Source organism: Paraburkholderia terricola (assembly GCF_003330825.1).
GTDB lineage: Bacteria > Pseudomonadota > Gammaproteobacteria > Burkholderiales > Burkholderiaceae > Paraburkholderia > Paraburkholderia terricola.
Map to the genome: position 1 here is coordinate 2,263,612 of NZ_CP024942.1, position 25,977 is coordinate 2,289,588.

The 25,977-nt window shown below is 63.0% G+C and carries 19 protein-coding genes and 1 pseudogene; 8 read left to right on the forward strand and 12 right to left on the reverse strand.

Going from position 1 to position 25,977, the window contains the following annotated elements:
- Window positions 1-11: 11 nt before the first annotated feature.
- Together CUJ90_RS28780 and CUJ90_RS28785 are read right to left on the reverse strand one after the other, a co-directional pair.
- Complete coding sequence (locus tag CUJ90_RS28780) at window positions 12-1,196, reverse strand: chromate transporter (protein WP_114164397.1); 1,185 nt, start codon at window positions 1,194-1,196, stop codon at window positions 12-14.
- Complete coding sequence (locus CUJ90_RS28785; RefSeq protein WP_114164398.1) at window positions 1,193-2,173, reverse strand: chromate resistance protein ChrB domain-containing protein; 981 nt, start codon at window positions 2,171-2,173, stop codon at window positions 1,193-1,195. Before CUJ90_RS28785 ends, CUJ90_RS28780 begins: the two co-directional genes overlap by 4 nt.
- A 372-nt stretch (window positions 2,174-2,545) precedes the next feature.
- On the opposite strand from CUJ90_RS28785, the gene CUJ90_RS28790 reads away from it, so the two are divergent.
- Entirely contained in the window at window positions 2,546-3,415 is an 870-nt protein-coding gene (locus tag CUJ90_RS28790; protein ID WP_114164399.1) for a hypothetical protein, read from the forward strand.
- Between the two features lie 49 nt (window positions 3,416-3,464).
- Here CUJ90_RS28790 and CUJ90_RS28795 read toward each other — a convergent pair whose 3' ends face one another.
- Entirely contained in the window at window positions 3,465-4,499 is a 1,035-nt protein-coding gene (locus CUJ90_RS28795; protein ID WP_083080943.1) for a glycosyltransferase family 9 protein, read from the reverse strand.
- 313 nt (window positions 4,500-4,812) lie between these two features.
- Window positions 4,813-5,946, reverse strand: coding sequence for an MBL fold metallo-hydrolase (locus tag CUJ90_RS28800; RefSeq protein ID WP_114164400.1), 1,134 nt, complete (start codon window positions 5,944-5,946; stop codon window positions 4,813-4,815).
- A gap of 82 nt (window positions 5,947-6,028) precedes the next feature.
- Here CUJ90_RS28800 and CUJ90_RS28805 point away from each other — a divergent pair, with 82 nt between their 5' ends.
- Complete coding sequence (locus CUJ90_RS28805; protein ID WP_114164401.1) at window positions 6,029-6,649, forward strand: TetR/AcrR family transcriptional regulator; 621 nt, start codon at window positions 6,029-6,031, stop codon at window positions 6,647-6,649.
- Between the two features lie 15 nt (window positions 6,650-6,664).
- Here CUJ90_RS28805 and cynR read toward each other — a convergent pair whose 3' ends face one another.
- Window positions 6,665-7,606: a transcriptional regulator CynR gene (gene cynR / locus CUJ90_RS28810; RefSeq protein WP_244220056.1), complete on the reverse strand. Its 942-nt coding sequence runs from the start codon at window positions 7,604-7,606 to the stop codon at window positions 6,665-6,667.
- A 68-nt stretch (window positions 7,607-7,674) separates the two neighbouring features.
- Between cynR and CUJ90_RS28815 the strand changes: the two genes are divergently transcribed.
- Complete coding sequence (locus tag CUJ90_RS28815) at window positions 7,675-7,893, forward strand: hypothetical protein (protein WP_114164403.1); 219 nt, start codon at window positions 7,675-7,677, stop codon at window positions 7,891-7,893.
- 170 nt (window positions 7,894-8,063) lie between these two features.
- On the forward strand, window positions 8,064-8,378 hold the full coding sequence (hmuQ, locus tag CUJ90_RS28820) for a heme-degrading protein HmuQ (protein ID WP_114164404.1): 315 nt from the start codon (window positions 8,064-8,066) through the stop codon (window positions 8,376-8,378).
- 162 nt (window positions 8,379-8,540) lie between these two features.
- On the opposite strand, the gene CUJ90_RS28825 is transcribed toward hmuQ, so the two are convergent.
- From CUJ90_RS28825 to CUJ90_RS28835, 3 genes are all read right to left on the reverse strand, one after another.
- Window positions 8,541-9,263: an OmpA family protein gene (locus tag CUJ90_RS28825; RefSeq protein ID WP_114164725.1), complete on the reverse strand. Its 723-nt coding sequence runs from the start codon at window positions 9,261-9,263 to the stop codon at window positions 8,541-8,543.
- An 81-nt stretch (window positions 9,264-9,344) separates the two neighbouring features.
- Entirely contained in the window at window positions 9,345-14,138 is a 4,794-nt protein-coding gene (locus tag CUJ90_RS28830) for a YadA-like family protein (RefSeq protein ID WP_114164405.1), read from the reverse strand.
- Window positions 14,139-15,166: 1,028 nt separating this feature from the next.
- Window positions 15,167-15,577, reverse strand: coding sequence for a BON domain-containing protein (locus tag CUJ90_RS28835; RefSeq protein WP_114164406.1), 411 nt, complete (start codon window positions 15,575-15,577; stop codon window positions 15,167-15,169).
- 206 nt (window positions 15,578-15,783) lie between these two features.
- Here CUJ90_RS28835 and hpnR point away from each other — a divergent pair, with 206 nt between their 5' ends.
- Window positions 15,784-17,325 (forward strand): hopanoid C-3 methylase HpnR, encoded by a 1,542-nt coding sequence (gene hpnR, locus CUJ90_RS28840; RefSeq protein ID WP_114164407.1) that lies wholly within the window; start codon window positions 15,784-15,786, stop codon window positions 17,323-17,325.
- Window positions 17,326-17,439: 114 nt separating this feature from the next.
- Window positions 17,440-17,922, forward strand: a complete 483-nt coding sequence (locus CUJ90_RS28845; RefSeq protein ID WP_114164408.1) for a hypothetical protein — start codon at window positions 17,440-17,442, stop codon at window positions 17,920-17,922.
- A 15-nt stretch (window positions 17,923-17,937) separates the two neighbouring features.
- On the opposite strand, the pseudogene CUJ90_RS28850 reads toward CUJ90_RS28845, so the two are convergent.
- Window positions 17,938-18,054, reverse strand: a pseudogene (locus CUJ90_RS28850) (methyl-accepting chemotaxis protein); the annotation flags it as partial.
- Between the two features lie 70 nt (window positions 18,055-18,124).
- Window positions 18,125-18,865, reverse strand: a complete 741-nt coding sequence (locus CUJ90_RS28855; protein ID WP_114164409.1) for an SDR family NAD(P)-dependent oxidoreductase — start codon at window positions 18,863-18,865, stop codon at window positions 18,125-18,127.
- A gap of 127 nt (window positions 18,866-18,992) precedes the next feature.
- Here CUJ90_RS28855 and CUJ90_RS28860 point away from each other — a divergent pair, with 127 nt between their 5' ends.
- A complete protein-coding gene (locus tag CUJ90_RS28860; RefSeq protein WP_114164410.1) occupies window positions 18,993-19,883 on the forward strand; it encodes a LysR family transcriptional regulator in 891 nt (296 codons plus the stop codon).
- Between the two features lie 69 nt (window positions 19,884-19,952).
- On the opposite strand, the gene CUJ90_RS28865 is transcribed toward CUJ90_RS28860, so the two are convergent.
- Window positions 19,953-23,102, reverse strand: a complete 3,150-nt coding sequence (locus CUJ90_RS28865) for an error-prone DNA polymerase (protein ID WP_114164411.1) — start codon at window positions 23,100-23,102, stop codon at window positions 19,953-19,955.
- 387 nt (window positions 23,103-23,489) lie between these two features.
- Complete coding sequence (locus CUJ90_RS28870) at window positions 23,490-24,260, reverse strand: response regulator transcription factor (protein WP_114164412.1); 771 nt, start codon at window positions 24,258-24,260, stop codon at window positions 23,490-23,492.
- A 620-nt stretch (window positions 24,261-24,880) separates the two neighbouring features.
- Here CUJ90_RS28870 and CUJ90_RS28875 point away from each other — a divergent pair.
- On the forward strand, window positions 24,881-25,525 hold the full coding sequence (locus CUJ90_RS28875; RefSeq protein WP_083080912.1) for a recombinase family protein: 645 nt from the start codon (window positions 24,881-24,883) through the stop codon (window positions 25,523-25,525).
- Window positions 25,526-25,977 lie beyond the last annotated feature (452 nt).

A 25,977-nucleotide genomic window follows, 5' to 3' on the forward strand; every position in this document is an offset into this window, starting at 1 on the left:
CGCGCGCGCGCTCAAATGGCGTGCGAATGAATCAGCGGGTACACGGCAAGACCGATGAGCGCGGCGGCGATGACGACGACCGGCTCCTGCAGTTTCTTGAAGCGCCACAGCAGCAGGACGGTGGCGAGCGCGAGCAGAACAGTCGGCCAGTCGACGATCGAGCGCCGTGCGATCACGATCACCGAGCCCGTGATGGCGCCTACCGCAGCGGCGGTGATGCCGTCCACGAAGGCCTTGACCGCGGGCAGCTTGCCGTACTTCTTGAAGTACGGCGCCGGCAGCACCGTGAAGAGATAGCAAGGCAGGAACGTGCCGAGCGCCGCCACGCAGGCGCCCGGCAGTCCCGCGACCAGATAGCCGATGAATCCGACCGTGATCACGACGGGTCCCGGCGTGATCATCGCGACGGCCACGGCATCGACGAACTGCTTGTCGTTGAGCCAGTGATGCTCGGTGACGACGCCGCCGTAAAGGAACGGCACGATCGCCAGTCCCGAGCCGAACACAAACGCGCCCGCCTTCGTGAAGAAGAGCCCGATCTGGCCGAGCAGAGGCCAGTCGATACCGCTGAGAACACCGCTTGCGGCCGGCAACTGCGTGGCGGCAACGACATTCAGGCCGCCCTTGCGGAGCCATTTCGGGGGAGCCGCGACGAACCAGTTGACGACGCCGCCCGCGATGAAAAGCCACGCGATCTCGGACTCGGTGATGACGGTTACCGCCGCCAGCGTCAGGTAGATCGCCCACAGGAGTCTGTTTCCGCCGATGGTCCTGGTGGTGAGTTTGTACGCGCTCATCGCGATGATGCCGACCACGGCGGCGCCCACGCCGTAGAAGGCGGCCTGCATCCACGAGAGTCCGCCGAAGTGGGCGTAGGCCCAGCCGAGGCCGACCACCATCAGGAACGACGGCAGGATGAAGGCGATGCCGGCCAGCGTCGCGCCCACGATCCGATAGTGCACGTAGCCCATATAGATGCCGAGTTGCGCAGCCAGCGGCCCCGGCATCATCTGCGCGAGCGCCAGTCCCTCGCGGTAATCCGACTCGCTGATCCAGTTCTTTTCCTCGACCAGGTCACGGTGCATGTAACCGACCAGCGCCACGGGTCCGCCGAACCCGAACGCGCCAAGGCGCAGCATGTACAGCACCAACTGGCCGAGCGTGTAGCGTGGCGTCGTCACAGTCGTGGTAGTCATGATCGCCCTCCGGCGTCCCGGCTTTTCGCGGCCGACGTGAAGTGCGTGTAGAGCGAATCCAGCACGCGACTCATTTCATCGAGCAACTGATCGTCGTGCGCCGCGCGTTCTCTTGCGCCGGCCATCACGGCTTCGAAACCGGCGGCCTCGGGAACGGCCGCGCCGCCCACGTCGAGCGCGTGAACCATCTCTGCGATCCGCAGCAGCGCCGGCTCCTTCTCCAGCCCGAAGCTCGCGATCAGCACCTCGAACGTCACGCGTTCGCCGATGTGCGTGAACGCGGCGCCGTCGAAGTCGAAACCGAGTGCGTCAGCGGGGCAGGCACTGGGTGACGTAAGCCACATGAAACGTGCGTCGCGATCGATGAAGCGCCGGATCAGCCAGGCGCTCGCGACACGATCGACCCACGGATGCTGCCGCGTGGCCCAGGTGCGTCCTTGATAGTCGCTGGCCGACAGGCTTCGAATGGGCTGCTCGGCCGAATGAGGCTCACCCGGCGAAAGCACGGTATCGACCAGCCCGATGAAGTCTTGCCACGCGGCTTGCGCACGCGTTGCGGTGTCGCCCGGGAAGTAGTCGGTCGCGACGATGGTCTCGTAGTCCTTGCGCAAGCGTCGCCGCAGCCGCGTGAGGTCGGCTGCGGATTGGCCCGAGATCGTCTTGCGTGCGTCTTTCAGGGAACGCATGAACGCCGCGTGGTCTTCAGCGCGGTCGAAAAGCGCCCGGAATTCCGCTTCCTGCACGGCATCGAGGCTCGGCGCGCGCAGCAGATACGCGTTGCCGCCGCTGTCCGCGATGGCGCTCGCCAGCTCGCGCAGCATCTGCTCGCGCTCTTCGGTATAAGGCAGCAGGTAGATGCCGTCGCGTAGCACGGCACATCCCTTCGCTTTTAGCGCGCGCCAGAAACGCATGCGGGCCGTGGCGTTTTCGGTGGGGAGCGTGAGAACCAGCAGGGACCAGGTGGTGAGTGTAGTCATGTGACGTAAACTACATCTGTGTTGCAGGTTCTACAAGATTTTTAATGTTCGTCCGGGCAAGATTATCGGTTTTCGGTGGCGTGTCACCCGCGCCTTCCCGAAACCTCATGCCGTCTGATGAGTAGTTTGACCCGTTAATACCGGGCTGTTATTCAAAACGCGTGCAAACGTTTTATGCAGTTCGCATTCAATGCCGGCACACGTCCATCGGACCGCGAAGATCCGACCAGCACCGCTGAGAGAATATTTCCTCAGCCCACGCTAAAGATTTCTATTTTCCTGCCGTTTAAACGGCTGCGCGATTTTGCGCGGGCATATCGAGAGTTGAACAATCATTTTGCCGGATTAACAATCCGCACGCTAAATACCATAATGAAAATGAAAGAAAGACTACCTTTAGTAATTTCCTTGGTGGGTTCATTCGCACTCGCCGCGTGCGGCGGGGGCGGGGGCGACAGTTCGTCGTCCGCCGCGGCGCCGGCTTCGAGCGCCAGCGCACCGGCGGCGGCCTCGGCGCCCGTGTCGACGCCCGTCGTCTCGGGCGAGACACTGCCGAGCCTGACGGCTCCGCAATCCGGTTCGACGGCCGCCACGGGCAATGGCTTCGAAGGCATCTGGACGCAATCGTCGTCGTCCCGCACGACGGCCTTTGTGGACCCGGCGAACAACCTCTCGTACACGAGCGGCCTGTTCAACGTCGTCACGTCGACGTTCTTCGGCACGGCAACGACCGCTGCGCCGAACTGGACCTTGACGAGCGGCTTCGAGACCTTCGGCGGCCTGCGCTTTGCGGCCACGTCGGGAAGCGGCACGTTCAGCGCGAATCAGACCCTGACCGGCAGCTACGTCGCGAACAGCAACACCGTGAATCTGTCCTTGAACTACGACCCGGCGAACGCGCTCGCGGTCACGCAGTCGAGTGTGTCGGGCACGTGGGCGCAAAACACGACGAGCTTGACCATCGACGACGCGGGCGGCTTCACCGGCAACCTGCTCGGCTGCGGTGTCTCGGGCACGTTGGTGTTGACCACGCCAGGCTCGAACAAGAACCTTTACACGATGACGACGACCGGCACGACGAGCACCTGCACGCTGGCTTCGGGCGTGACCTATACGGGTAATGCGGCGATCACGTTCCTGCCGGTTTCCGGCAGCACGACGTTGTACCAGCGGACAATCATGTATCTGATCAAGGCAACCGACAACTCGTTGGTCGCCTACGGTCAATTGCTGAAGCAGTAAGCCGCTCGAGGGCCACGGCGTACCAGCGCTCGCCGTGGTCCGTTGTCGTTCATAGGTCCCAGTGCGTATCGAGCAACGCACGATATGCCTGCTTCACGCTTTGGAGGTCGGCCTCCCGTCCGCTTGCCTGGATGCCCGCGAGCTCAGGAAGCGGCAGATCCACTGGCATGCAGTGGGGATAGTCGCGAACCCGCATCTTCGCCGGGATCGTCGTGAAGAATGCAACGGTGGGAACGTCGAAGCCCGCCGCGATATGCACCGCGGCCGTGTCCGATGTCAGAAGAAATCGCGCGCCCTTCACCCATGCGAGAAACGCGGCAGTGTTCGCAGAGCGGTGCGTGATGTCGGTGTAGCGAGGGTGCTCGACCCGTCCGAATCCGAGCACCGGCAATTGAAATTTCCGCCACATCCGCTCGACGAGTTCCGCGTGAACCGGCTCGGGGATACTTCGAACCGGCGTACTGGCCGCGGGACAAAAGAGCACGTACTTGCCGGGCTGCGCGTCTTTTTCCAACGAAGGCAGCGCAACTTTCCTCAGCCAGTCATTCGAGCGTGCATGGGCATCGACCTTGTCTGGCGAAACGCCTAACGACCAGAGAAAGAAGTCGATCATCGGCATCCGCGAGAAGTTCGGCCAGAACAGATGATTGCCGATATCGATCCGTACTTCGTCGTCGGGGATCGACGCGAGAGGCACGGGCAGGTCGATCGTCTGTCCGATCACCGGCTGGGCCAGTTCGTACAGTTGCTTCACGTAATCCGGCGTCTTGTGCGGGCGGTAAAGGCTGATCGAGATTCCCGCATGCGCGCGTTTGATCGCGGCGAGCGCGGTGAGGCCGATGATCGAGTCGCCGAGCGTGACGCCCATTCCGTTGATCACGTGAAGTCTCGCGACGCGCGCGTAGTCGATTTCGAACGGCGCGGCGTTGGCGTTTCTGATTGCCGGATCGCAGGTCAGGCTTCGGTAGCCCTCGGCCGGCGCGCCGCCGATTTCCAGGTCGTAGGACGCCACGATGCTGTCATCGGCTGACAGCAGGGAGCCGGCGTTCGTGAGTGCGGATACCGGATCCAGATAGTTGATCATTGAGTGTTTCCATCGGTCTCGATTCGTTCGGGAAAACCGGCGGCCCTGTGCAGCCGAGAACCGTTGCGAATGCGCACCGCCAGGTTGCCGGAACGTCGAGACGTTCGGGTTGGTAACGGGATTCCGGCATGACGATGCGGATGCTCCCAACCGCGTGCCGCTGAATCGACGCGCGGCGCCATTGCGACAGCTTACCGGATGCCGCGCATTCTACGTGGAGCCGACGGCGCCGCCGCTCGCGCCAAGCGGCGGCTTCCTGATTGGACGATTGCAACGCAGGCGCGCTCATACGAACGCGCATCCCGTCCTGAAGCTAGTCCTGAAGCCTGGCCTCGCCCGCATTGCGGCAGGAGAACCGTCGCCGGGGCGTGCCGGCTGCATCCAGAACCTCGACGACATTGCGCCACCACCGCTCTCCGCGATGCGGCGAGGCGAGGTCCAGCCGCTCGCCCATGCGGGGCGTCGAGAGGGGAATGCCCTGCGCGGCGGCGAGCCCCATCACGCGCTCGAACGGCTCCTGCCAGCGGTGCATCGCCAGATCGAAGGTGCCGTTGTGAACCGGCACGAGCCAGCGCCCGCGCAGGTCGACGTGCGCCTGGATCGTGTGGTCCGGCTGCATGTGCACATAGGGCCATTGCGCGTCGTAGGCCCCTGTTTCGAGCAGCGTGACGTCGAACGGGCCGAGCCGTTCGCCGATGGTCCTGAAACCGTCGAAGTAGCCGGTATCGCCGCTGAAGAACACGCGCAGATCGTCGTCGACGATGACCCATGAAGCCCACAACGTGCTGTTGCCGTCGAACAGGCTGCGCCCGGAAAAGTGCTGCGCGGGAGTGGCCGTGAAGGCGAGGCCGTCGATGTCGACGCCTTGCCACCAGTCGAACTGACGGACTTTCGCGGCGTCGATACCCCACTCGATCAGCCGGTCGCCGACGCCCAACGGCGTCAGGAACACGCCGGTCGTGGCGGCGAGCGCGAGCACGGTCTCACGATCCAGATGGTCGTAATGATCGTGCGACAGCATCACGCCGCGCAACGGCGGCAAATCCGCGAGCGCGATGGGCGGCGCATGAAAACGCTTGGGGCCGAAGCGCCGGAACGGCGATGCGCGTTCGGCGAAAACCGGGTCGGTCAGCCAGAACTGGCCGCGCAGCTTGAGCAACATGGTCGAGTGCCCGAGACGGTACAGGCTGCGGTCGGGCGCGGCCTCGAGCTGCTCGCGCGTGAGCGCGTCGACGGGCAGCGTGCCTGCCGGCACCGTGCCGTCCGGCTTGCGGAACAGCACGTTCCACGCAATCCTAAAGGTCTTGCCGATGCCTTCAACCGGACGCGGCTTCACGTTGCGAAAGCGCTCGCCATCGTGTTGCGGCGACGAGCGCGACAATTCACGCCCGCGTCGCGCCGCGTTCAGGCCCAACGCACGGTCGAGGAAGCCGGTAATCGAGGTCATAGGAATGTCCATTCGCAAAAAGTAGACTGGTCAGTGTAATTTATTTCAGGGAAAAGTAAACCGTCCGGTGTAAAATTTAGCGATGAACGACGCTGCCTCCCTCTCCCTTGAACGCCTGACCGATCGCAAGCGCGCGGCCATCATCGCCGCGGCTATCGAGGAATTTCTCGCCGCCGGCTTCGACGCGACCAGCATGGATCGCATCGCGGCCCGCGCGGGCGTGTCGAAGCGCACGGTCTACAACCATTTCGAAAGCAAGGAAGCGCTGTTCGCGGCGATCCTTCAACAGTTATGGAATGCGAGCGACGCGGTGGAGGCGCCCGCTTATCGCGCCGACAAGCCCTTGCGCGCGCAGTTGCTGCGGCTGTTGTCGCGCAAGCTGAGCCTGTTGAACGATGACGCGTTTCTGTCGCTCGCGCGCGTGGCGATCGCGGCGGGCATTCATTCGCCCGAGCGCGCGCGCGACATGGTGGCGCGCATGGGCGAGCGCGAGGAAGATCTGACGGTATGGATCCGCGCCGCCGCCGCGGACGGCCGACTGAAAACGCCGGACCCGCAATTCGCGTCGCAGCAGTTGCAAGGTCTCGTGAAGGCGTTCGCGTTCTGGCCGCAGGTGACGATGGGGCAACCGCGTCTGAGTCAACGGGAACAGAAGGATGTCGCGGAGTCCGCGGCCGATATGTTTCTTGCGCGCTATACGTGAGGGGCGGCGCGCTTTCTATTCGGCACGCAGCGACGACAATGCGCCCGTTTCCAGCATCGCTTTCAATGTGTCGGAGAACGCGGCGGCGGCCGCTGTCCGATAGGCGGCTTTGCGCGTGAGCAAGGCTACCGTTCGAGCGGGAAATTCCGGTTCGAGCGGGATGTACTTCAGGTCGCGATGCTCGTAGCGCAGCGCACCCGGAAGCAGCGTGGCAACCTTCCCGCCGCGCACGATCTTCAGCAGCGCGCTAATCGAATTCGCCTGCAACGCAACGCTGGGTTTGATCCCTTGCGACTCGAAATAGCTGTCGATATAAAAGCGCGAAACGAACTGGCCGCCCAACAGCGCGAGAGGCAGCGCGGCCAGTTGCGCCGGCTCGACGGGGGCATGCTGTGCGGCCACGGGATGCCGGTCGCTCACCACCAGGGTGATCCGCTCCAGAAACAACGGTTGTGTTTCGATATCGTCCGAACGTAGGTCCGTGAATCCGATCGCCAGGTCGATCCGGTCCTCACTCAATCCGCTTTCGATCGCTTCGAGCGACATCTCCATCATGTCGATCACGATGTTGGGATACGTGGAGTGAAAGTGGTCGACGGCGGGCGCTACCAGGTATTCGGTAAAGGTGGGCGTGAACGCGAGCCTGAGTTGTCCGCGCGACAGGTCCCGCACGTCATGCAAGGCGCGCTGCCCGGCCTCCAGTTCCAGCAGCGCGCGGCGCGCATATTCCACGTAGATGGCGCCGAAATCCGTCAGCCGCACCACACGACCGCTGCGGTCGAATAACTGACCGCCGAGATCGTTTTCCAACTGGCGAATCTGCTGTGACAGCGCCGGCTGCGAAATATGCAGGCTGTCGGCCGCGCGCGTGAAGTTGCGATAGTCGGCGACCGTGAGCAGATAGCGGATGTGGCGGAGTATCATGCGCGGCCCATAAGATTTGCTTATCGAATCCATTCTAAACGCGTCTTGGACTATATAGACAAGCGCGCCCACAATCGATTGAAAGTTCACGGGGGTTCGGCATGGAAAACCTGATCGTTGCTTCAATGGCGGCAATTTTTGCGGGTGCGTTGGCCACGTGGCTGATCGCGCAGTCCCTTTCCGACGAGGTCATACAGAAGGGCACGCGTCACGGCCGGTACGCCCATCTCGGCGAGGACGATGTGAATCCGGCACGGCGGGCGGTACGGCGGGATCGGCGGATCCCGCGGCATCGCCCGTCCAATGTCGGGATTGGATGACAGGGGAACAGGTGCCATCCGATTGTCCTGGCGCAACCCGCGTGGCGCGCAGGCGCGCCTTGATGCGCTCATGCTGGACGCACGGCCTCAACGGCTAGCAAGACCGATTAGAATCAGGCGGTCATCGTCGTGCATCCAGCATCGCATCATTTCGTCAAAGGACATCGGACATGTACATCGCCATGAACCGCTTCAAGGTGGCGCTCGGGGCTGAACCCGGGTTCGAACAGTTGTGGACCAGCCGCGACACGCATCTGAAGGAAGTGCCGGGCTTCGTGGAGTTTCACCTGCTGAAGGGGCCTCAAAGAGAAGACCACGTCCTGTATGCCAGCCACACGATCTGGCGGGACCATGCGGCGTTCGAAGGCTGGACGCAATCCGAGGCATTCCGCGCTGCGCACCGGAACGTCGGCGGCGGCACCCGATCGCTGTATCTCGGCCACCCCGAATTCGAAGGCTTCGAAGTGCTGCAGACAGTCAAGTAAGCCGGCGTTGCGGCTCGCGATGCGCCATCTGTAGCCAACGCAAGCAGGCCGCTTCAGTGGCCCGTCGCATGCGCGCAAGCCGGGCCGTTCGGATCAGCGCCGACGGCTCGCGCGTTCATCGCGAGTCCGTTCGGCGCTGAGTCCTGAGTCATTTCACTGCGTTCACTGCGCCCGTACTTCGATCGAGACGCGCCTGTCCGGTTGAAGGCAAGCGATAACCGCGCGGCTTTCGCCGGCGGGACATTGGCTTGTCGGCTCGCGTGAACCCGCTCCCGCCGTGTGAATCGTTTCGCCGTTCAGTCCGTGATCGATCATGTATTCACGTATCGTCTCGGCGCGTGCCAGCGACAACCGCTGATTCACCGTCTCGGGCCCGATGCGATCCGTGTGGCCCACGACCGAAATCGACTCCACCCCTTTCAACTGCTTGATACGCGTGACGACCTGTTCGAGGCTTGCCGCTCCGCCAGGCGAGATCGAAGCGAGGCTCGACTGTCCGAAGGCAAACAGCGCATCGGTTTGCAAGGCGAAGCGGGCGACCGTTTGCGGCCCGGCTGCGGCGGGCTGCGAAGCCGCAGCGGGCGCGGCACCCGGCGCGGCACCGCACGCGAAGGTGAGTCGCCGCGTGACATCGGTTTCCTCATTGTCCGCTTGCAGGGCCCCCACCTTTTGCACCGCGCGAACCGGTTCTCCGCGGCAGATCTTTTGAGCCACCTTCATGCAGGTCGCGGGCCCCTCGAAAAGACCATGACATTCGACCTGATGAAGCTTCGAACCGTCCTCGGCCGTGAGGGTATAAGCGTTGAAGGTCGGCCCGGAGGCAGCCGAACATCCGGCAAGAAAAGCAAGGCTCAGCGATAAGCCCCATCCAGAAAGCTGCTTCATGTTGTTCTCCACACGTGTTGTTTCGTGCTTGCGTTGCGAACGCACGATCGCGTCCGCATTTAAGCGATGACGGTCCGCGCGTTACCACTGCATGGCCGCGCCCATGCCGAAGGTGGTGCCGCCAGGGCTCATGCCGACACCCGCTTTCATCTTGATGTTCTCGGTGATGCGCGCGGTGCCCCCGAGCGCCACCGCCTGATAACCCCGGAAGCCCGCCGTGCCGATGCCGAACGACAAGGTCTTGTCCTTGTCGACCTCGGGAATCATCGTCAAGGCAGTGGTTGCGGCAATGCCGGAATAGGCGTTGCGCGCGACCGAGTTCACGCCCGATTGCAGTTGATTGATCCGTTGATCGGTATAGGCATTCGCTTGCGCAAGCCCGGCATTGAGCTGATTCAGATTGACCGCGTCGGTGCCCTGGGTTGCCGCGGCCACGTTCACCACTTGCCGCGGATCGGAAGTCGAGCCGATGGATACGACGTTGCTGCGGCCCTCGTCGGTACTGCCCGCGCCGAGCGCCACCGAGTTGTTCCCGGTAGCGGCCGCGCCGACGCCTACCGCGGTCGCGCCGGTCGCGCTGGCTTGCGAACTGTTGCCGACCGCCGTGCTGTTCGAACCGGAAGCCGTCGCGCCTTGTCCGCCCGCCGACGAATTCGAGCCGCTGGACGCCGGCGGCGCCGGCGTGCCCGGCGTGGACGTGAAGCTGCCGCCGGTATTGCTGGTCCGCTGGTTGATCAGCGAGGTCAACTGGGTCGAGACGGCATCCAGTTGCGACACGTTCACCGCATCGGTTCCGGCCTTGCCGGCCGCGACGCCGGTGATCTGCCGGTTGCCGATGTTGACCTCGCCCGCCGACGACTGCGGACTGCTCAAGCCATACGCGATGTAATTGCTCAACGCGCCGACCGTCGTCACCGATCCCGCACCCAGCGCGACGCTGTTCGCCATCGACGCGCTCGCGCCCGAGCCGAGCGCGACCGAGCCGGTCGCGCTGCTCTGCGCGCCGGAACCGAATGCGAGCGCGTCGATCGCGCTGCTTTGCGCGCCCGAGCCGATCGCGATACCGCCTGCATTCGCCGCGCTCGCGTTCGCGCCTTGCGCGATCGATTGCGCGCCGCTGGCGATCGAGCCGCTGCCGAGCGCGATCGCGTCCGCCTGCGCCGCGTTCGCGCTTTGGCCGATCGCGACGCCGCCCGGCGCGGTCGCATCGACGATCGCGCCGTTGCCGATGCCCACGCCGTTGTCGCCATTGACCACCGTCGTCGGACCGACGGCGATCGACTCCGCACCCACGGCGAGCGAATCCGCCGCGGCCGAGTTCGCGTGGAAGTACAACTGCCCGGTCACGGCGAACGACGACAGCGCGCCGGCAAGCTGCCTGATGGTGACGGCGTCTTGCGCCTGCGTGCCGTCCGCGACGTTGGTCAACTGGCGATAGGTGTTGCCCGCCGCGCTGCCGAACGACACGGCGCCGAGCAAGGTTTGATCCGACGTGTTGAACGGAATCGCGTGCGTGCCGTTGGCGATCGAGCCGATGCCCGAGAGCACCGCGCGATCGGAGATCGCGCCGGAGCCGATCGCGACCCCGCCGGTCACCGAGACGTTCGACAGCGCGCCCAACGCGAGCGCGTTGTCCGCCTGCGCCGCGGCGCCGTTGCCGCCGGCGAAGCTGCTCACGCCGGTTGCGGTCGCGCCGATGCCGGCCGCCAGCGCATTGCTGCCGCTGGCGCCGTCGTTGTTGTAGTTGCCGCCTGGCGTGCCGCCGTCGTTGACGCTGTAGTAGTGCGTCTTGTTGGCCGTCACGACGCTGGCGAGGTTGTCCACGGCCAGATTCGTCGCGTACAACTGCGAGCCGTTTACCGCATCGGTGCTGGCTCCGTTCACCTGACCCGCGGCGACGTTCTGGATCTGCCGCTCGGCGCCTGGCGCGCCCACGCTCACCACGCTGGTCGGCGCGGTGCCGGCGAAGCCGTAGACCGTGCCGTTGATCGTCGTGCTCGGGGTGGGCGTTGCCGCGGTGGTCTGCGAGGCGGAGCCCAACGCGATATCGCCTGCGTTGTTGGCAACCGCGTTCGGGCCGATCGCGACGCTGTCGGCGCCGAGCGCCTGGCTGTCGGGCGCGGTGGAGTTCGCGTGGAAATACTTGATGCCCGGCGTCGTGCCGCCGCCGGTGAACGCGTTGACGAGGCTCTGCACGGACGTATAGGTGTTGCCGCCGTAGCTCAGGCTGGTGGTCAGCGCACCCGTCGTGCTGTTGTAGGTGCTGCCGCCGCCGAGGCTCGACGCCACGCTGTTGCCCAGGTTCGTGACCTGAGTGCCGACCGTCGTGATCGCCGTATTGGTGGCGAAGAGCTGCGAGCCGTTCACCGCATCCAGGCTCGCCGCGCTCACCTGGCCGGCCGCCACGTTGGTGATCTGACGCGGCGCGGCCGCCGTGCCGACGCTGACCGCGCCGGCGGGCGTGCCGCCCGCGTAGGTCACCGTGGTGCCGTTGATGACGCCGCTGCCCGTCGGCACCGCGGCGGTGGTGACCGACGAGCCCTGACCCAGCGCCACGTTCGAGCCGCTCACGCCGCTCGCGATGCTCGCGCCCTGGCCCAGCACGGTGGAGTTGGCGACGCCATTGTCCGTTGCCTGATTGCCGACCACCAGCGAGGCGGCGCCCGTCGCCGACGCGCCGAAGCCGCCGGCGGCGGCGTTCGCGCCCGACGATACGGGCTGTACCGACGTCACCGAATTGTTCGACACGAACGGGCCGGTGGCGCCGTTGGTCAGGTTGTTGACGGCGAGGTTCGTCGCATACAACTCGCTGCCGTTCACCGCATCGGTGCTGCCCGAACTCACGCGGCCCGCCGCGACGTTGGTGATCGTGCGTTCGCTGCCGACCGAACCCACGCTCACGGTGCTGCCAGGCGTCGTGCCCGCCACGGCGCTCGTGATGCCGCCCACCGTGATGCTGCTCGTCCCCACCGCCGTCGCCGTGGTGCTGCCCGCGCCGAGCGCCACCGCGTTCGCATTGCCGGCCGATGCGCCCGCGCCCAGCGCGATCGCATTGGCCTGATTCGCCACCGCCGTATCGCCGAATGCCAGCGCGCTCGCGCCGCTCGCGTTGCTGGCGTTGCCGAGCGCGACCGCGCCCTGGCCGTTGGCGATATTGCCGTTGCCTTCGGCCACCGCGCCATCGCCTGTCGCCGTATTGTTCGCGCCCACTGCGATTGCGCCGTTGCCGACCGCGCTATTGGGATCGCCGATCGCGACCGCGCCGTTGCCGCTCGCCGTTTGCGCCTGACCGAGCGCCACAGCGCCCGTGCCGCCGAGCACCTGCGAGTTCTGTCCGCCGGCGAACGAACCCGCGCCGGCTGCGGCTGCCACCGTGTTGCTGTCGCCGATCGCCACGGTCGACGCCGCGAGCGCTTGCGACGTGAAGCCGACCGCCGTCGCATTGCCGTTGCTCGCAACCGTCTGATTGCCCAACGCGACGGCGCTGCCTGCCGACGCGGTTGCATTCGTGCCCAGGGCGATGGCGTTGGGATTGGCCCCCGTCTGAGCCGAATCGCCTATCGAGATGGACGAGGCCCCCGCCGAACTGGCGCCCGCGCCGATCGCAATGGCGCGAATGCCCGCCGCCGCCGCGCCGCCCACCGCCGCTGGCGTCGACGAACCGCCTTCCGCGACGGAATCGGACCCACCCAGCGCGATGGAGTTTGCGCCGCTGGCGCTGGAGCCGACCATCATGCCGAGCGCGTTGAGGCCGGTGGCATGGGCTCCCGCCCCCAGCGCCACGGCATTCTGCGCCGAGGCGACGGCGATCGTGCCCGCGGCCAGCGAGGAGAGCCCGCTGGACTTCACATCCGTGCCGACGGCCACGGCCCCGTCCGCCGTTGCGCCCGTGCCCGCGACGGTACGCGCGCCCAAATACACCGAGTTGAGGCCGCTGCCGATGGCCTGAAAGCCGAGCGCGACGGCGTGCGTGCCGGAGGCGTTGGCGGTATAACCCATCGCGATGGAGGCGGGCCCGCCGGCCACCGCCTGAAAGCCGATCGCGTTGGCATAGTCGGCGTTGGAGGTGACGTCAGTGCCAATCGCAATGGACGACGTGCCGGACGAACCGGTGCCCGCGCCGGTGCGCGATCCCAGATAAATGGCGTTGACACCGGTGGCGTTGGCTCCCGAACCCACGGCTAAACCGTTGGCTTGCGAACCTATGGCTCCGCTGCCCAGTGCCACCGCGCCCGACGCGGCAGCGCTAGCGCTCGCACCCAGTGCAACGCCGTTGTCTCCGGTTGCTTTCGCCGAGGGGCCGACGGCAGTCGACACGTTGCCGCTAGAGACGGCTTGCAGGCCGATACCGATGGCCGACGAACCGTTAGCGGTGACGTCCGTACCGATAGCGATCGCCGCCTGTGCGGTCGCGCCGGTACCGGGAGCGGTGCGCGCGCCAACGTTAATCGAGTTGACGCCGGAGGCAATGGCTTGAAAGCCGACGGCGACGCCATTGAGTCCGCTACTGGTGGCGCCATAACCTACCGCAGTGGCCCCGCCGGCGGTCGCTGAGGACTGAACGCCCATGCACGACGCACTGCCGCTAAAGAAGTAGTAGGGCGCGCCAGAGCAGCTCACCTGCGCCTGCGCTTGTACACCCCATCCACCCAGGCCCATCAACAACAATAAAGTGACGGCGCGCGGATTGGCGCCGTGCCCGTCGCGCTGATTGCTTCGCCCGTCATCTCCGTCACCTCCGTCACGGCCGTCACGACTGTCACAGACCGCGGCCCCGGCCCCCGATTTCCCCTTGCCGCGCGATTTGCCGAATTCCGACGCGGCCACGAAGGCGCCCAATGCGTCGTTCCAGATGGTCCGATATGCCTTGTTCATGTTTTTCCTGTTCGATGTTTTTGCGCCCGCGCGTTTCCACCTTCCTTTCGAATGAGGACATGCATGAATCGAAAGAAAAGACCTCGGCGCTGCGTCGCGTTATTAACGGGAGCTGTATTTATTTATTCAATATTTGATGCTTGGAGATGATAAAAGCGGACGTGCGCCATCCTCCTGACTGTTAAATTCACAGAAGGAAGGTATGGATAAAAACCGGCTAGACAGTTTCTATTTTTTCTGCATTCGCATTGCGATGCGGAATGCGGCGGACCATCAGCTTATGAAGGTCCGAGAGGCAACGGCATATCGATGTCAATTGCGTGAAGGGGCGTCAATTGCCTGGCTGAGCGGGGTCGTTGGCGTGCCAAACGTTTTCCTTGAATTGTTCTACCCGGAATGCTCATAGTGACCCGCCCCAATGAAGTGCTGCGATCATGCCGGCGCTACATGGAAAACGCCCATGCATGCGCTCCCGGCGCCATTTTTTCTGTTCCGAACATGTTCCGCACCAGGTGAACCGACCACGCAAATCTTGACCTCGAAGTGGGCGTTTCTTGACTTGGCGCAAGCCGGAAAGTTCCAGTAAGTGTTAAGCGAAACTCTCGCATATGGTTTTTGGTTTGTCTACTAAAACCCCTAGGTCAGGACCGAGCATTGCTATGTTTAACAATTGCTGCAATTAGAAAGCGCATGGCTTTACGAATTTCAATTCCATCCCATGAAGTGGGCCGAGGCGGATTGCCGAGAGTCGGGAATTCATTCATGAAGCCGGCTATTGAATAACCGTGCGGATGGATTAATGAATTTGTAAGGATTTCGGCATGAGCCCGCAAGCGAACCGGTCGTCGTCACGCGGAATGAATTTCAGTGGATCGGAGCGCGGCGTCGACGTGCTATTCGATGCACGCCGGTCGCCGACGGGATGCGCGGTGAAGCCCGAGCGAGAGCCGACACCGCGTGATCGATCGAGTACGCGTCGCGCGTGGTGCCGACCTTCGCACGCACGTGCGAATGGCGCGTCGCTCCTATTAGTGCCTTACCGCGCCCTGTAGCTCGGGCACGTTGCCCGGCTGCTGATGCACGCACAAGCGGTCGTCGACGCGTTCGATGCCCGGCACTCCGCGTATCTCGCGAATCACCTTGTCGTGCTCGTCGGCCAGCACATGGCCGCCGACGCACGCGACATGGCCGTCCACCGTCACGTCGATCGCGCCAGGCGTGCGTACCGTCCGACCGAGGCGCGCGCGGACGCGCTCGGTCAATTGCTGATCGGAAGTCGGTGCGCTCGATACCGCGTGATGCAGCATGCCGTAGGCGGACCCGGCCACTCGCCTCGCCTGTGAGCGCGACCGCTTCACGATCCGCCTGCCGGTGGAGCCGAGCTTGTCACGCAACATGGCCCGGCGTCGGCGGCCCGAGTTGTTGTCGAGGTAGTACATTGCCGCTGCGCCAAGCGCGGCGTGGCGCGCGCGGCATCGCCGAGATCGGGGCTGGCCGGAATTGCCGCGGCGATCGGCAACGCCGTGTACCGTGCAACCGGCGCGTGATGATCGAAGATCCGCTGGGGGCGGGTGCGCACGCTTGAGGGCGCGCGCGGCCGTCTGGGGGCGCAATACCGCTGGTTTATCTCTTGCGGGAGATTTTCATGAAGGTGCTTGCGGTTCATCCCAGCGGTTTGATGTACACACGCGTGTTCCTGCGTCTGGAGCCGCTTGGACTCGAGTATGTGGCGGCCGTCGCGCGGGACGCCGGTCACGAGGTCCGCCTCATCGACCTGCAGGCCGAGACGCACCGCGACCTGCACCGCATGATACGAAGCTGGCAACCCGACGCGGTGTGTTTCTCGGGCAACTATCTCGCCAACATCCCCGAAATCATCGATCTCGCGAAAGCGATCAAGGCTGCGCTGCCGCAGTGTTTCGTGCTGGTCGGCGGACACAGCGCCTCGTTTGTCGCGGCCGATCTGCTGCGGCATGCCGATGGCGCGGTGAACTGCGTGCTCCGCGGCGAAGGCGAGGCCTCGATCGCCGCCTTGCTGGAGACGGTTGCCCGCGGCGGCGATCTGCTGCGTGTGCCCGGCGTGGTCACGCGCGATGGCGAAGGGCCGCCGCCGTGCTTCGCGCAGTCGCTCGATACGCTGCGCCCGGCGCGCGATCTGTTGCGGCATCGGAGAAAATATTTTATCGGCGTGCTGGACCCCTGCGCCTCGATCGAGTTTGCGAGAGGCTGCCCCTGGGACTGCGCGTTCTGCAGCGCGTGGACGTTTTATGGCCGCAGCTACCGCGCGCGCAATCCGGAACAGGTCGTCGCCGAACTGGCTACGATACGCGAGCCGGGCGTATTCATCGTCGACGACGTGGCGTTCGTTCATGCCGAGCACGGCATGCAGATCGGCGAGGCGATCGAGCGCCGGGGAATTCGAAAGAGGTATTACCTGGAGACACGCGGCGATGTGTTGTTGCGCAATAAGGACGTGTTTCGATTCTGGCGCCGCCTCGGACTGGAGTACATGTTCATCGGCATGGAGGCGATCGATGCGGAGGGCCTGAAGGCGTTCCGCAAACGCATCACGCTGGACAAAAATTTCGAGGCGCTGGAGTTTGCCCGCTCGCTGGGGATCACCGTCGCGATCAATCTGATTGCCGACCCCGACTGGGACCGCGAGCGCTTCGAAACCATCCGGCGTTGGTGCCTGGAGATACCGGAGATCGTCAATATCAGCGTCAACACGCCTTATCCCGGCACCGAAATCTGGCTGCGCGAGCAACGCAGGCTGACCAGCCTGGATTATCGGTTGTATGACATACAGCATGCGGTTTTGCCGACCCGTTTGCCGCTCGATGAGTTCTATACGGAACTGGTGCGCACGCAGCAGGTACTCAATCGCAAGCACCTGGGCTGGACCGCATTGCGGGGCGCGACGGGGCAGGCGTGCAAGCTGTTGCTGCGCGGCCAGACCAACTTCGTGCGGATGTTGTGGAAATTCGATTCCGTTTTCGATCCGCGATTGCAACTCGGCGATCATGCACGCATGGTGCGTTATGCCATGTCGCCGCCGCCCGTCGTGACGGACGAGCGGGTCGACGTGAAATCGATTTATGTCTATGGTCCGACGGGACGCCGAGGGCGCCGGATCGACGACGCCACCGAAAGATTCGTGGACGGGACGCGGATGGGGGCGGAGTAGGAGTGGGGTAGCAGCCGCTTCGCGTCGCCTTCGATTGCCGGGTGAAGTACCATCGCCGCTTCGTTAATAACAATGATGGTGTGGACCAGATCGATGACAATGTTCCAACGAACGATGGCGAGTCGCGCTCCGTTGCGGCAGACGCCGCTGAACCTGAAAGGCAACCTCGGACGACTGTTCGTCGCAGCGCTCGCGGCGAGTTCTTTCGCGACTTGCGTTCATGCGCAAAGCAATGCGTCCGGCCCGCTCGGCACGCCCTCGGGTCAACTGCAATTCGTGCGCTCCGACCACGATTGGACGGCGATGCTCGACAACGAGGTTTTCGATCGCTTCGGCGCGAACGCGCTCGCGCATTTCGATGACGTGGGCAACGCAAACGACACGGTCACGCGCACGCTCGTGCAGACCGATTCCGGCCCGGTGCTGTACGACTTTCGCCGCCGTCCGCCGCTTGTGCAGCGCTCCGGTATACGTATGACGGTCAGGCGCGTGTTCTGGCAAGGCGATGAAGTCGTGATGCACGGCTCGCAAGGCTGGTTCCGATTCAAGCGCGGCGTGCTGACGAAGCTGCAGTCGTCGACGACGACGTACCATTGATTTGAGTGCATACGAATCAGAGGCGACCACGGCGAAGCCGCGTCCTTCCTCTGCCGCTCGTGCCGCCTCCACTGCAGCATCAAGCGCAAGAATATTGGTCTGAAACGCGATGCTTTCGATCGTGCCGGTGACGTTCCGCCCCGAGGCGTCGTTGGCGTCGTTGGCCCGTATGCGTGGAGATCGCGTCAGCGAGCCTCGCTTCTCAGACCTGACCAATACCACCATCGGCCATCAAATCCGCACCCGTCACATAGGAACTCTGGTCGGACGCGAGAAAGAGCGCCGCATTGGCAATCTCCTCGGCCCGCGCGAGTCGACCGATCGGGATCATGCTCTGGTACATGTTCACCAGTTCCTCGCGCGTCGCCGATTGAGAATCGAGAATCGGAGTATCGGTAACGCCAGGGCTGAGCAGGTTGACGCGAATGCCGCGATTCTTGAATTCCGCGGCCCACGTGCGGGCATAGGAACGTAGCGCCGCCTTGGTCGCCGCGTAGGCCGTATGGCCGGGAATGCCCATGCCGTGCATGGCCGAGGAGACCAGAACGATCGATCCGCCCGCTGTCATCAGCGGCAACAACTTTTGAACCAGGAAGACGGGGCCGCGAGCCATGAGGTTGAAGGCCTTGTCGAAATGCTCGGGCGTGAGGGCGTCGATCGAAGCCTGTTCCGTAAAGCCCGCGTTCGACACGACGATGTCGACGACGCCTTTTACTTCCCTCACTGTTGCAGCGACGCGGTCGAGATCATCGAGGTTCGCCGCGTCAGCCTGGATAGCGGTGACGTTGCGGCCGATCAGTCGGGCGGCTTCGTCGAGCTGCGCCTGCCGGCGGCCAAAGATAAAGACGTGCGCGCCTTCGGCCACCAGGCGTTGGGCGATCGCCAAACCGATACCGGTCGTTGCGCCGCTAATGACGGCGGTCTTGCCTGCGAGAGTGGACATCGAAACCTTCTATCTGTTCGTGAATGACAGAACGATGGTAATTGCGGCCGGAGGGAATGATAATGCGGGGAATTTTCATAAGATCTATTCTCTCGGGGAATAGCTGGAGCGCTCGGAGGCGACGGCAATGGATCGGTTTCACGAATTGAACGCCTTCATCGCCGTGGCCGAGGCGGGTGGCTTTTCGGCTGCGGCGCGTAGAACGGGAGAATCGCAATCCGCCATCAGCAAGGCCATCGGGACGCTGGAGAAGCGCCTTGGCGTGCTGTTATTCAACCGCAGCACGCGCAACGTGACCCTCACGGATCAGGGGCAGCGGTACTACGATCGGACCAGGCCGCTTGTCGATGAGATGGATGAAGCCGACAGCGAACTGACGAGCAGCACCCTCGATGTCTCCGGTTTGATCAGGATCGCCGTAGCGTCCACGTTCGGTCGCCTTCACGTCTTGCCGCTCATCCCTGAGTTGTTGTCGCTCAATCCCGGCCTTCAGGTCGATCTTGTTCTTTCGGACCTCGTGCGCGACATGGTGGATGACCGGATCGATCTCGCGATCCGGGTAGGCCCCGTCAACGATCCTGACGCGGTCGTCAGGCGCGTGGCGAGTACGCCGCTCGTGTGCGTCGGATCGCGTCGCTATTTCGAGCAACACGGCATACCCAGGACACCCGCCGAGCTCGTCGACCACAACTGCCTTTTATATGGCGGTCTGACGGAGTCGGCGAACTGGCCGTTCGTTGGGCCGGACGGTCCATTCAGCGTGGCCGTTCGCGGCAATCTTTCGTCGAACAGCGTCGAAACGATTCGGGCGGGTGTGCTGGACGGCGTTGGAATCGGCCTCTTTGCGAGAGTGTCGCTTGCCGACGAACTCCGGCATCCGGACGTGATCGCCGTTCTCGAGGACTTTATAGGCGACGTGAGAGACATCAGCGTCATCTGGCCAAGGCGTCGGTTTGTACCGGCACGCGTGCGCCGCGTGACGGACTTTTTTGCCGCGGCCCTCCCGCAGCGCGTTTAGCCAAACGGAATCCCCGGCGCGTCACGCGTCGCTGCGAGACGCACTTCATGACGCTTCAACGTGAATGACTCAACAAAAATTCCTGCTCGCCGTCACCAGCCCGCCCAGCAGATGCGACATATCGACAAGACGATGCGCCACCAGATGGCGCACCTCGCCTTCGCACTGCCACACCCCGAGCACGCCGAGTAACGACGCGCCAAGCACCTCCCGGCGCTGCTGTTCGAGCACCTTGGGCCAGATGATGACGTTCACATTGCCGGTCTCGTCCTCGATGGTGATGAAGATGACGCCCTTCGCGGTATCGGGCCGTTGGCGCACCGTAACAATGCCGCAGCCGCGCGCGAGGCGGCCGTTGCGGTAGGTCTGCAACTTGGATGCCGGCATCCATTTGCCGGCCAGCAAATGTCGCCGCAGTAGCGCGAGGGGATGCCGGCCCAGTGTCAGTCCCATCGACCGGTAGTCGCCGACGATATCGTCCGCCTCGGACGGCACGCCCAGTTCAGGCGTTTCGTCTTCGACTTTCGCGACCGAGAGCATGTCCTTGTCAGGTATGGACGCGACCGACTGCCACAGCGCCTCGCGCCGGTTGCCGGCAAGCGAGGACAGGGCGTTGGCCGCGGCCAGCACCTGCAGGTCGCGACGGTCCAGTTGCGCGCGCCGCGCGAGGTCGGACACGGTCGTGAATCGACGCACGGCTCGCGCATTCTCGATACGTTCGGCGGTGCCGTCGCGCATGCCTCGAAGCAGCGACAAACCCAGTCTGACAGCAGGGCGCGCCGCACCGTCGATCTGTTCGAGCGACGAATCCCAGCCGCTTATCGTGACATCCACCGGCAGCACCTGAACGCCGTGGCGCTTCGCATCCTGAACGAGTTGCGACGGCGAATAGAAGCCCATCGGCTGGCTGTTGAGCATTGCGGCGAGAAACGCTTCCGGCTCATGACACTTCAGCCAACTGCTTGTGTACACGAGCAGCGCGAAGCTGGCCGCATGACTTTCCGGAAAGCCATACTCGCCGAAACCGAGAATCTGCTGAAAGATGCCGTCTGCGAATGCCCTGTCGTACCCACGTTCGAGCATGCCGTTGACGATGCGGTCGTAGTATTTCTGAAGGCCGCCTTTGCGCTTCCATGCCGCCATTGCTCTTCGCAACTGGTCCGCTTCGCCGGCCGAGAAGCCCGCCGCCAGGATGGCGACCTGCATGACCTGCTCCTGGAAAATCGGCACGCCAAGCGTGCGGCCCAATGCGGCTTTCAGCGCTTCGCTGGGGTAAGTCTCCGGTTCGAATCCCTGCCGGCGTTGCAGGTACGGATGGACGGCGCCGCCCTGAATCGGTCCGGGGCGGACGATGGCGACCTCGATAACGAGGTCGTAGAAGATGCGTGGTTTCAGCCGTGGCAGCATCGACATCTGCGCGCGCGATTCGATCTGGAACACGCCCACGGTATCCGCGCGCGAAATCATCTCGTAGGTCGCGGCGTCTTCCGCCGGAATGTCCTGCATCTCGAAGCGCTCGCCGCGCTGCGCCGACACGAGGTCCAGGGCGCGGCGGATAGCGGACAGCATGCCGAGCGCGAGCACGTCGATCTTGAGCAGCCCCAGCGACTCCAGGTCGTCCTTGTCCCACTGGATAACGCTGCGCTCCGGCATGGCGGCGTTTTCAACAGGCACGAGGCGCGTGAGTTTTCCCCTGCTGATGACAAAGCCGCCCGAGTGCTGCGACAGGTGCCGGGGAAAGCCATACAGTTGCGCGGCCAGCGACGCCCACGCCTGGATGATGGGCGTCTGCGAATTCAGCCCCGATTCCTCGAAGCGCTTGAGCAGGTCCGCGCTGTTGTCGAACCAGTGATGCGACTTCGCCACCGCATCGACTATCTGCATGTCGACACCGAGCGCCTTGCCGGTTTCGCGCAGCACGCCGCGCGCACGATAGGTGGAGACGGCCGCGGCAATCGCCGCGCGATCGCGGCCGTATTTGCAATAGATGTACTGGATCACCTCTTCACGCCGCTGGTGTTCGAAGTCGACGTCGATGTCGGGCGGCTCGCCGCGCTCCCTGGAGATGAAACGCTCGAACAGCATGTTGCCGCGCGCAGGGTCGACCTCCGTAATACCCAGGCAATAGCAGACCGCCGAATTGGCGGCCGAGCCGCGGCCTTGACAGAGAATGTGCTGGCTGCGCGCAAACCGCACGATGTCGTAAACGGTGAGAAAGTACGGCTCGTATTGCAGGTCCGCAATCAGTTCGAGTTCGTGTTCGATCTGCGTCTGAACGTTGCACGGAATGCCTGACGGGAAGCGTCGCTGCGCGCCGATGTACGTCTCCTGCCGCAGATAAGTCGCCGGCGTGAAGCCTTTCGGCACCAGTTCATCGGGATACTCGTACCGGAGTTCATCCAGCGAGAACGTGCAATGCGCGAGGATGTTCGTGGTCTCGCGAAGCGCGTATTCCGGATAGAGGTTCGCGAGCCGCAGCCGCGAGCGAAGATGCTGCTCCGCGTTCGGCGCCAACTCGTAGCCGCATTCATGCACCGGCCTGCCGACGCGAATGGCCGTCAACGTGTCCTGCAACGGTTTGCGCGAGCGCACGTGCATCACCACGTGGCCGAGCGCGACGACCGGTATGCCGTGCCTCTCAGCGGTGTATTCGACGGCGCCGCGATGGATGTCGTCCATTGCCCGCTGATGCAGTACGAGGCCGCACCACGCGCGGGCGGGAAACGTGTCGTCGAGCCACTCGAGTTGCGCCTTAAGCGTTTCTTCTTTCGCCGGAAATTCGGGCACCAGGATCGCCAGGCAATCGGGCATGCCGCGCAAATGCGCGTAGTCGCGATCGGGGCGCGACAGATCGTGTGGCGTCAGACGATATTCGCCCTTCGGCGCGCGCGTGCGCGCGAGCGTGATCAATTCGGACAGGTTGCCGTAGCCCTCGCGATTCTGCGCGAGCAGGATCAAGCCGAACGCCGGCGATCCGTCGGCATTGCGCAGTTGAAAATACGAACCGATGATGAGCGGCAACCCGATTTCCTTCGCCGCGACATGCGCGCGCACGACGCCCGCAAGCGAGCATTCATCGGTGACGGCGAGCCCTGCATAACCGAGTTGCGACGCGCGTGCGGCGAGTTCTTCCGCATGCGAGGCGCCGTGCAGGAACGTGAAGTTCGAAAAGCAGAACAGCTCGGCGTAGGCCGGTAGCGCGGTGAAGGTCGTGTCCATTGCGCGTCATCCGGACAGGCCGTGCGGGAACCCACTCTGCGCTTTTTGAGCGGGGCGGTTTCGGTGGAGAGCCGGTGCCGATAGTGCGCTGTTCACGCGGGCAAGCCGGGTTGCATGCCAGAGCGATAGGTGGATATCGGCGGTAGGGAGAGTGACGGACGACATGAGCGTAAATACTGTATATGCATACAGTATCATACGCCTGAATTTGGACCTGCACGACATTGCGAGGTAATAGCAGTTTCCTGCGCAATCGCAATCTAACTTACGTCATACGAAAGAGCGCGCCCACTCTCCAAACGCTCACGCTCACGTATAGGGTCACGCTACGGCATTGCGAGCAATTGATTCGTCCGCCTGGTTCTCTGACATCGCGACAGAACCAGGTTATGCGGCGGCGACTTCCGCAATATGTTCTCCGTTAGCGCGCGTTCCGCACTGGCCGCTATGAACCGACGATCGTTGCGCACCTTCCGCGGCCGGCTGAAGACAATACCCATAGCGGTAGATCGACATAAGCACGTATCCGTTCTCCGCGCGCAGATGCAGTTTCGTCCGCACGGAGGAAACGTGCGTATCGAGCGTGCGGGAGGGCACGTCTGCCGAATGTCGCCACACGCTCTCGATGAGACTGGCGCGAGAAAGCGGCCGGCCGAGATTCTGAAATAGCAGCAAGGCGACCCGGAATTCCTTCTGTGAGAGAGCAATGCGCTCGCCCTGCCAGGACACGCGGCCTTCCTGGAGATCGAAGCGATAGTCGCCGAACTGCTGCTGTCTGGCGACGGCCGATGCGCGCTGACCGCAGCGGCGTAGCAGCGTGGTGATTCGGGCGAGGAGAACCGGAGCGGCGATTGGTTGAACGAGAAAGTCGTCGGCGCCGGCGTTGAGCGCGTCGACGACATCACGCTCGCGCGAATGACATGAGATAACCAGTATCGGGAGCTCAGTGTCGCAATGATGGCGAATGCCTGCGAGCATGGCGACTACTTCAATGTCAGCGTCCCAACGGAAGATCGCAAGATCAAGAGTTCCGCGCTGCAAAGCGTGAAGCAGAAACCCCACTTCCGAAAAGGTTTGACAGCTATAACCGGCTGACATGAGCGTGTCGGTTACGAAACGCAATTCGGCCGGATCATTATTAAAAATGGCGATGTGCATGAGCGATGGTTCCTGCGACAGACCGGGACGTATATCGACATCCAATGCCAATCGTTAGCCTGGATGGTTCTTATTTAAGTTCTCAGTAAACGTTGCCGCGATGATGATGCCGGCAACCCAACCTGGTACGGATTTTCCGATAGTTCATAAATGGCAATGGTCAGGGACTGTCAGGAAGGAAGTGAGAGCGGGCGACACGGCCAATGGTCGAAGCGTTAAACGATATCGATTACCACATCTACGAACATCTTCGCCGACATGCACAACTATCGCCGCGTCCACTCCATCGAAAACGATGATAGCCGCACAAATATGAAAGTTTCATTTATCGAATTAGCCAAAAAATTCGAAAAAAATTCCGTACGATCATGACCTTCTCTGACATTGTCTTTATTCCAGGTGCCACACAATCCGTTCCAGTCTCGGTGAAAGGAACAGCGGTGGCGCGATGAACATGACGTCAAATGAGCCTGCGATACAGGTACTCGCTACCGCCTCGACTCCGCGAAAAGGATTGCTCGTGATCACGTATCCGTACATCGCGAGTCGCCAGACACCACGACTTCGTCGATAACGTTTCGCAAGCGGAAAAGATAGCAACAGGCTTTACGGGGAAAGAAATGCCATTCGAGAAGATCAAGGTCGGGTACGCACGTGTGTCAACCGACGAGCAACACCTCGATATGCAGTTGAAGGCGCTGGAGAGTTATGGCTGTAGCCAGATCCTTTCAGACAAGGGCTTATCGGGCGCGCGTTTCGACCGGCCCGGTTTGAAGCAGGCCTTGGAGGCGGTCCAGGAGGGCGGCACGTTGGTTGTCTGGCGGCTGGACCGGTTGGGGCGGTCCTTGCGACATCTCGCCAGCATTATCGGTGACCTCGACAAAAGGAAGGTGCGCGTCGTTTCGCTTACTGAATACATCGACACGCGCTCGTCCAGCGGACGCTTTACTTTTCACATGCTGGCGGCGATTGCGGAATTCGAGCGTGGCCTTATTGGCGAACGCACGCGTGCCGGAATGGCCGCGGCACGCGAACGGGGCAGCAGTATCGGGCGACCGGGTGCGTTAAGCACTCACCAGTGCGAACAGGCGCGCAGTATGCTGAAGCACCATTCCCAGGCGTTCGTCGCAAAGAGCTTCAGCGTTCATCCTCGAACGCTTCGGCGCTATCTAAACAAGGCAGCGCGGGCACCGTCGCTTAACGCTGATGCTGCGATCACGGCCGCACTTTCTGCTTCGGACTCAAACTTGGCATCGCGCGCGTAGCACACCTCGGCGAGTGACAGAGCGCTATTGCGTTTCAATGCGAAGTTCTCACCGCGGCACATGCTCCCAACGCGAATTGAGCGGCTATCGCGAGAAGAAGCGCGTTGTTCTCTTGAGTGGCTATGTGTCGCGACCTTGAGGTAAAGCAATACGGTGTGTATCTGCCCCAATTACGGTTAACGATAATTAATATGACGTCGTATGACAACTGAGAGATGTGCTGCTAGAATGTTAAAAAATGTAACCCGCAGCGGCTCACAAGGCTAGGCGACGCTGCCAAGTTCGCAGAAGGGAACTTGCAACGGCGGATCAAGTGCTGTGATGACTGCAATACGTTAGCGATTTGAAGCTGATCGATAAATGAAACATGTGATCGATAGTTAGCGAAAGCACCGGCTCTATGGATATTGGCGATCCTCTTCAAGGAGGAGCGCGGCCGTCTATTACGATCT

Coding starts and splice junctions, on each gene's coding strand:
- CUJ90_RS28780 (WP_114164397.1), bottom strand. CDS start 1,196: ATGACTACCACGACTGTGACGACGCCACGCTACACGCTCGGCCAGTTG.
- CUJ90_RS28785 (WP_114164398.1), bottom strand. CDS start 2,173: ATGACTACACTCACCACCTGGTCCCTGCTGGTTCTCACGCTCCCCACC.
- CUJ90_RS28790 (WP_114164399.1), top strand. CDS start 2,546: ATGAAAATGAAAGAAAGACTACCTTTAGTAATTTCCTTGGTGGGTTCA.
- CUJ90_RS28795 (WP_083080943.1), bottom strand. CDS start 4,499: ATGATCAACTATCTGGATCCGGTATCCGCACTCACGAACGCCGGCTCC.
- CUJ90_RS28800 (WP_114164400.1), bottom strand. CDS start 5,946: ATGACCTCGATTACCGGCTTCCTCGACCGTGCGTTGGGCCTGAACGCG.
- CUJ90_RS28805 (WP_114164401.1), top strand. CDS start 6,029: ATGAACGACGCTGCCTCCCTCTCCCTTGAACGCCTGACCGATCGCAAG.
- cynR (WP_244220056.1), bottom strand. CDS start 7,606: ATGGATTCGATAAGCAAATCTTATGGGCCGCGCATGATACTCCGCCAC.
- CUJ90_RS28815 (WP_114164403.1), top strand. CDS start 7,675: ATGGAAAACCTGATCGTTGCTTCAATGGCGGCAATTTTTGCGGGTGCG.
- hmuQ (WP_114164404.1), top strand. CDS start 8,064: ATGTACATCGCCATGAACCGCTTCAAGGTGGCGCTCGGGGCTGAACCC.
- CUJ90_RS28825 (WP_114164725.1), bottom strand. CDS start 9,263: ATGAAGCAGCTTTCTGGATGGGGCTTATCGCTGAGCCTTGCTTTTCTT.
- CUJ90_RS28830 (WP_114164405.1), bottom strand. CDS start 14,138: ATGAACAAGGCATATCGGACCATCTGGAACGACGCATTGGGCGCCTTC.
- CUJ90_RS28835 (WP_114164406.1), bottom strand. CDS start 15,577: ATGTACTACCTCGACAACAACTCGGGCCGCCGACGCCGGGCCATGTTG.
- hpnR (WP_114164407.1), top strand. CDS start 15,784: ATGAAGGTGCTTGCGGTTCATCCCAGCGGTTTGATGTACACACGCGTG.
- CUJ90_RS28845 (WP_114164408.1), top strand. CDS start 17,440: ATGGCGAGTCGCGCTCCGTTGCGGCAGACGCCGCTGAACCTGAAAGGC.
- CUJ90_RS28855 (WP_114164409.1), bottom strand. CDS start 18,865: ATGTCCACTCTCGCAGGCAAGACCGCCGTCATTAGCGGCGCAACGACC.
- CUJ90_RS28860 (WP_114164410.1), top strand. CDS start 18,993: ATGGATCGGTTTCACGAATTGAACGCCTTCATCGCCGTGGCCGAGGCG.
- CUJ90_RS28865 (WP_114164411.1), bottom strand. CDS start 23,102: ATGGACACGACCTTCACCGCGCTACCGGCCTACGCCGAGCTGTTCTGC.
- CUJ90_RS28870 (WP_114164412.1), bottom strand. CDS start 24,260: ATGCACATCGCCATTTTTAATAATGATCCGGCCGAATTGCGTTTCGTA.
- CUJ90_RS28875 (WP_083080912.1), top strand. CDS start 24,881: ATGCCATTCGAGAAGATCAAGGTCGGGTACGCACGTGTGTCAACCGAC.